We start from the raw sequence: 5,516 nt of genomic DNA, 5'->3' as shown, positions 1-5,516 counted from the left end.
CCCCCCCCCCCCCCCCCCCCCCCCCCCCCCCCCCCCCCCCCCCCCCCCCCCCCCCCCCCCCCCCCCCCCCCCCCCCCCCCCCCCCCCCCCCCCCCCCCCCCCCCCCCCCCCCCCCCCCCCCCCCGCCGGCGCCCCGCAGCCGGCCTCAGCACAGCCAGTCGAGCACCGCGGCCGCCGTCCAGGACTGCTGCATGCTGCCCAGCGGCTCCCCGCTGAGCGGGTCGTAGTACTCGGCGAAGTCGCCCGCGCCCACCAGCCGCAGGCCCTCCTCGCGCAGCACCGCGGCCCGCTCGGCCCACCCGCGCCGGGCGAACGCCCAGTGGAACAGCCACGCCACCACCGGCCACTGCGGCCCGCGCCAGTACTCGCGCGGCCGGAACCCCGGCGCCGCCGGCGACGTGGACGGCGGCACCTGCGCCACCAGGCCCGGGTGCCCGCACCACTGCTCGGAGTCCAGCACGGCCAGCAGGCGCGCCTCGTCGGCGCGCGGCAGCCCGCCGCACAGCAGCGGCGCGAACCCCGCCACCGTCGGGGTGGCCAGCCACCGCCCCGTGCGCACGTCCCGGTCCCGCGCCAGCCCCGTCACCGGGTCCACCGACTCCACCATGCCGCGGCGGAACCGCTGCGCCCACGAGCGCAGGTCCGCCACGTCCGCCGCGCTCTGCTGGCGCTCCTCGCCCAGGTCGGCCAGCACGTCGCACGCCACCGCCAGCAGCGCCGAGACGAGCACGTCCTCCACGGCGAAGCTCACCGTCTCGTGCACGAGGGCGTCGTCGTAGCGCACCCGGCGCATCTCCTCGATGAGCCACAGGTACCGGTCGTACTCGCGGTCGCTGGGGCGCATCGAGGCGTCCGTCACGACCCGCGTGTCGCGGCGCTCGTAGGGCGGCAGGTCCCCCACGACCACCCGCGAGTACGGCTCGTCCCAGCGGGGGGAGTTGTCCATCCCCGACTCCCAGCCGTGGTGCAGCACGACCCGCCCGCGCCCCTGCGGGTCGCGCGCGGTGGCCAGCCACCGGTGCCAGGCCACGAGCGGGCGCCAGGCGCGGTCCAGGAAGTCGCCGGCGGCCTCGCGGTCCGAGCGGCCCTGGCGCCGCGCCGCCTCCACGATCCGCTGCACGGCCACCGCGTGCACGGGCGGCTGGCAGATGCCCGAGGTCGCCGGGAACGGCGGGGCGTGCGGGACGCCGAGGTGGCAGCCCCAGCGCTCCGGCCCGGGGAAGTACCCGCTCTCGCCGGGGGCGAAGACGATGTGCGGGACCATCCCGTTGCCCCACTGCGCTCCCAGCAGCGTGTCCAGCTCCAGGACGGCGCGCGGCACCGACAGCCGCGCCAGCCCGACCGCGACGAACGCGGCGTCCCAGCTCCACATGTGCGGGTACAGCCGCGGCGCCGCGGACGTCATGGTGCCCAGGTCGTTGCCGCGCAGGACGTAGGCGGCGCGCGCCGCCAGCAGCTGGGAGGTCAGCCGCGCCGGCCGGCGCAGCCCCGCCCGCTCCCGCGGCACGGGCACCTCCGCCACCGCCCGCGGGCCCCGGCCCGGCGGCTCCACCGGGTCGACCGGGTCGACCGGTCCCCGACCGCTCGTGCTGTCCGTCGCGCTCGTCACCGCTGCGGCACCTCCGCCCCTGGGCGCGGGGCGGGACCGCCGCCCCGTCGTGCAGGGCATCCCACCGCGCCGGCGGGCCGCCCGCAAGGGGCCCCGGCCGTCGTCCCTCCTAGCCGGTGCGGCGCTCGGCCCGCACCCGTCGCGCGCGCCGGGCCACCGCCAGGGCCAGCAGCGCGGCGAGCACCGCGTAGACGACGTAGTCCACGTAGTGCCCGTACTCCTCCACGAGGCGGTACTGCGTGCCCAGCGCCATGCCGATGCCGATGAGCACCGCGTTCCAGATGCCCGAGCCGAGCAGGGTGAGCAGCGAGAACTTCACGAGGTTCATCCGCGCCGCCCCGGCGGGCACGGAGATGAGGCTGCGCACGCCCGGGATGAAGCGGCCCGTGAAGACGGCGGCGCCCTCGTGCCGGCGGAACCAGTCCGCCGAGCGGTGCACGTCGTCGGCCTCCACCAGGGGCACCCGCCCGGCGATCGCGGCCGCGCGGCGCAGCCCGACGGCCGCGCCGAACCCGTACAGCACGAGCGAGCCCAGCCACGCCCCGAGGGTGGACAGCACGAGGACCGCGACGAGGTCGATGCGCCCCACCTGCACGAGGTAGCCGGCCAGCGGCAGGACGACCTCGCTGGGGATCGGCGGGAACACCACCTCCAGGAAGCTGAGCGCGCCGGCGCCGGGCGCGCCCAGCGCGTCGACCACGTCGAGGACGAAGCCGGTCAGGCCACCGGCTTGCCCCACCTGACCGGCCTGGCCCGCCTGGGCGGCGAGGGTGTGCAGCGCGTACGTCACGAATCGGGCTCCTGCTCGTCAGTGGGCTCGTCGGTGGGCTCGTCGGTGGGCTCGTCGGCGGGGTGCTGCGGCGCGGGGAGCGGGTCCAGGCCCAGGGCGGCGTCGGTGACGACCGTCGACCCGGCGGCGAAGCGGTCCAGGTCCTCGCCCGCCAGCAGCCGGGCCGGGGCGGCGCCGCCGCTGAGGACGCGCACCAGCCGGTCCACGGGCAGCGGCGCCTGCGAGGCCAGCAGCAGCGTGTTGCCGTACCGGCGCCCGCGCAGCACCGACGGCTCGGCCAGCACGGCCACGTGCGCGAAGACGGCGCGCGCGGTGACGGCCTCGGCGCGCGAGTGCGGCAGCGGCGGCCGGTCGGCCAGGTTGGCGATCCACACGCCGCCCGGGGCCAGGACGCGGTCCACGTCGCGCAGGAACTCCACGCTGACCAGGTGCGCGGGCACCCGGTCGCCGGTGAAGGCGTCGCGCACGACGGCGTCCTGGGTGCCGTCCGGCACCCGGGCCAGCCCCTCGCGGGCGTCGGCGACCCTCAGCCTGAAGCCCGCCGGGCCGCTGGCCCCGAAGGAGCGGCGCACCAGGTCGGCCAGGCGCTCGTCCACCTCCAGCACCAGCTGGCGCGAGCCGGGGCGGGTGGCCGCCAGGTAGCGGGGGAAGGCGCACCCGGCGCCGCCCAGGTGCACGGCGCGCAGCGGGTGCGGCGGGTCGCTCAGCGCGTCGAGGACGGCGGCCGTCCACTGCTGGTACTCGAAGACGAGGTTCGTCGGGTCGGCGACGTCCACGTAGGAGCTGGGCACGCCGTTGACGTGGACGAACCAGCCGCCCTCGGCGTCGGGGTCGCGCTCCAGGCGGGCGGAGCCGGTGGTGATGAGGGCCTCGCCCTCGACGGGCTCGGCCGCGCCGCGACGGGCGCCGGGACGGGGCACCCGAGGATCCAAGCACCCGCGGCGGCCGCCGGCGTCCCGGGCGCGGGGGCCCGCGGGGGAGGGGACCGGGAGGAACGGGGGAGGGATCGTGCGGGAGGGGGTGAAGTCCGCGGCCCCGGCGGCCGATGTGGAGCGCATGTCGCTGCTCGTCCTGACGTGCCTCCTGGCGCTGTTCGTCGTCACCTGGTGGCGCGACCGTCGCTCCCTGCGCTGCCCCGTGCGCCCGGCGCTGATGCCGCGGGTCGACCAGCCCCCGGCCGCGGCCGGGGGCCGGGTGCCGCGCGGGTGGCGCGGCCGCCGCCGCTACGTCGAGCGCGGCGTGGAGCAGCTGTCGGCGTACCTGCGCGAGCAGCACCGCGCCCGCTGACGCGGCCCGCGCCACCGACGCCCGCCGACGCCCGGCGCTCACCGCGCACGCCGGTGCCCGCGGCGCTAGCGTGCCTGGCGCGCCGGAGCACCAGCGGGGTGCGGGGCGCGGGAGGAGCGCACGTGCTGGGACGACGGCGACGCAGGTCGGCCGAGGTGCAGGACCCGCTGGCCGCGGCGAGCCGGGGTGACGACTCCCGCGCGTCCGCGCTGGTGCGCCGTCTCCTGGCGGTCGGCATCGACGGCCGCGGCCCCTTCGACTCCGCGGCCGCGGTGGCCGCGGACGCCCGCCGGCGCCACCCCAGCACCGAGTCCGCCGTGCACGCCGTCGTGCGCCGGCACACTCGGATGGCCGCCGCCGGCGGCTTCGCCACCGGGGTGGGCGGGCTGGTGACGCTGCCCGTCGCCCTGCCCGCCAACGTCCTCGGCTTCTACGTGCTGGCCACCCGCACCGTCGCCGCGATCGCCGACCTGCGCGGGTACGACACCTCCCGGCCGGAGGTGCGCAGCGCCGTCCTGCTGACGCTGGTCGGCGCCGACGCCACCGACGTGCTGCGCTCGGCGGGCATCCCCACCGGCGGGCGCATCGCCGCGCTGGCCACCCAGCGGGTCCCCCCGGCGGTCCTCATGCTCGTCAACAAGGGCGTCGGCTTCCGCCTGCTCGCCCGCACGGCCAGCTCGGGCCTCTTCCGCGCCGGCAGCCGCCTCGTGCCCGTGCTGGGCGGGGCCGCGGGGGCCGGGCTGGACGGGCTCATGCTGCGCCGCATCGCCAAGCACGCGGAGCGGGCCCTGCCCCCGCTCGGCAGGGACGGCGCCCGGACGGCCTGAGCAGCCCCCCGGCACGTCCCGCGCGCGGTCCCGGGAGCTCGGCGGGAACGCCGGTCGCCGCGCCGGTGTTGGACGGGGCGCACCGCCCCGCGCGGTCGGTGCGTCCCGCACGTCCCCCCCGCCGCCCCTGGAGGCCTCCCGTGCGCAGCACTCCCGCCCCGGCCGTCACCGCCACGGCGCACGGCGGTGCCGCGGCCGCCCGCTCCGCGCTGGGCTCGCCGCGCAGCCGCGCGGCGCTGGCCGTCGTGTGGCGCACCGCCCGCGAGGGCACCCGCCCCGGCTCGCCGGGCCTGGGCGCGCGGGTGCGGGCCCTGCCCGGCCTCGTGCGCGACAGCGCCACCGGCCGCTGGGCGGGCCCCGGCCGCGGCCGGGTGGCCCTGGCGGCGGTCGGGCTGCTGTACCTCGTCTCCCCGGTGGACGCCGTCCCCGAGGCGTTCCTGCCGCTGCTCGGGCTGCTGGACGACGCGGTCGTCGCCGCCTGGGTCGCCGGGTCGCTGCTGACGGCCACCGAGGACTACCTCGACTGGCGCGGCAGCGCGCACGGCACCGCGGACGGCACTGCGGACGGCACCGCCGACGGGCTCGGCGGTCCGGTGGCGCCTCCCGCCTGAGCCGCGCCGGCCCGGTCCCCGAGGGCTCCACAACCGCCCGCGGCGGCCCGCCGCGCGCCGCGCTGTGGACGCCCGCCCCGCCGCGGCCCGCACCGCCGCGACCGTGGCGGGGTGAGCACCCACCCGGTCCCGTCCGCTCCCGCGCTGCCCCCTCCCGGCGGCGACGTCCTGCGCCTGCGCGGCCCCGCCGACCTCCTCGCCGCCCTGCCGCACCTGCTCGGCTTCCACCCCCGCGACAGCGCCGTCGCCGTCGAGCTGCTGGCCCCCGCCGGGCCGGGGGGGGGGGGGGGGGGGGGGGGGGGGGGGGGGGGGGGGGGGGGGGGGGGGGGGGGGGGGGGGGGGGGGGGCGGGGGGGGCGGCGGGGGGCGTTGGGGGGGGCGGTGGGCTGCGGG

At 79.9% G+C, this 5,516-nt stretch carries 7 protein-coding genes; 4 read left to right on the top strand and 3 right to left on the bottom strand.

Annotated features, from left to right (window positions below; all coding sequences use genetic code 11):
• Nucleotides 1-145: 145 nt before the first annotated feature.
• The 3 genes from ggh to AB8M62_RS19970 form a co-directional block, all read right to left on the bottom strand.
• Nucleotides 146-1,486 (bottom strand): glucosylglycerate hydrolase, encoded by a 1,341-nt coding sequence (gene ggh, locus AB8M62_RS19980; RefSeq protein ID WP_373695021.1) that lies wholly within the window; start codon nt 1,484-1,486, stop codon nt 146-148.
• 232 nt (nt 1,487-1,718) lie between these two features.
• On the bottom strand, nt 1,719-2,399 hold the full coding sequence (locus AB8M62_RS19975; RefSeq protein WP_369070665.1) for a DedA family protein: 681 nt from the start codon (nt 2,397-2,399) through the stop codon (nt 1,719-1,721).
• Nucleotides 2,396-3,319, bottom strand: a complete 924-nt coding sequence (locus AB8M62_RS19970) for a spermidine synthase (RefSeq protein WP_369070664.1) — start codon at nt 3,317-3,319, stop codon at nt 2,396-2,398. The genes AB8M62_RS19975 and AB8M62_RS19970 overlap by 4 nt, the downstream gene beginning before the upstream one ends.
• A gap of 88 nt (nt 3,320-3,407) precedes the next feature.
• Between AB8M62_RS19970 and AB8M62_RS19965 the strand changes: the two genes are divergently transcribed.
• The 4 genes from AB8M62_RS19965 to AB8M62_RS19950 all read left to right on the top strand — a co-directional run.
• Nucleotides 3,408-3,686: a hypothetical protein gene (locus AB8M62_RS19965; protein WP_369056608.1), complete on the top strand. Its 279-nt coding sequence runs from the start codon at nt 3,408-3,410 to the stop codon at nt 3,684-3,686.
• A gap of 122 nt (nt 3,687-3,808) precedes the next feature.
• Nucleotides 3,809-4,513, top strand: a complete 705-nt coding sequence (locus AB8M62_RS19960) for an EcsC family protein (RefSeq protein ID WP_369056607.1) — start codon at nt 3,809-3,811, stop codon at nt 4,511-4,513.
• A 140-nt stretch (nt 4,514-4,653) separates the two neighbouring features.
• Nucleotides 4,654-5,124: a YkvA family protein gene (locus tag AB8M62_RS19955; RefSeq protein WP_369070663.1), complete on the top strand. Its 471-nt coding sequence runs from the start codon at nt 4,654-4,656 to the stop codon at nt 5,122-5,124.
• Between the two features lie 111 nt (nt 5,125-5,235).
• Nucleotides 5,236-5,516: DUF4192 family protein (locus AB8M62_RS19950; RefSeq protein ID WP_369070662.1), on the top strand; the 281-nt coding region annotated here is incomplete at its 3' end.

Origin of the sequence: Kineococcus terrestris (assembly GCF_041020755.1) — a bacterium.
Classification (GTDB): domain Bacteria; phylum Actinomycetota; class Actinomycetes; order Actinomycetales; family Kineococcaceae; genus Kineococcus; species Kineococcus terrestris.
Note: the sequence above shows the minus strand (reverse complement) of the source record. Positions and strands in the feature narration are given on the sequence as shown.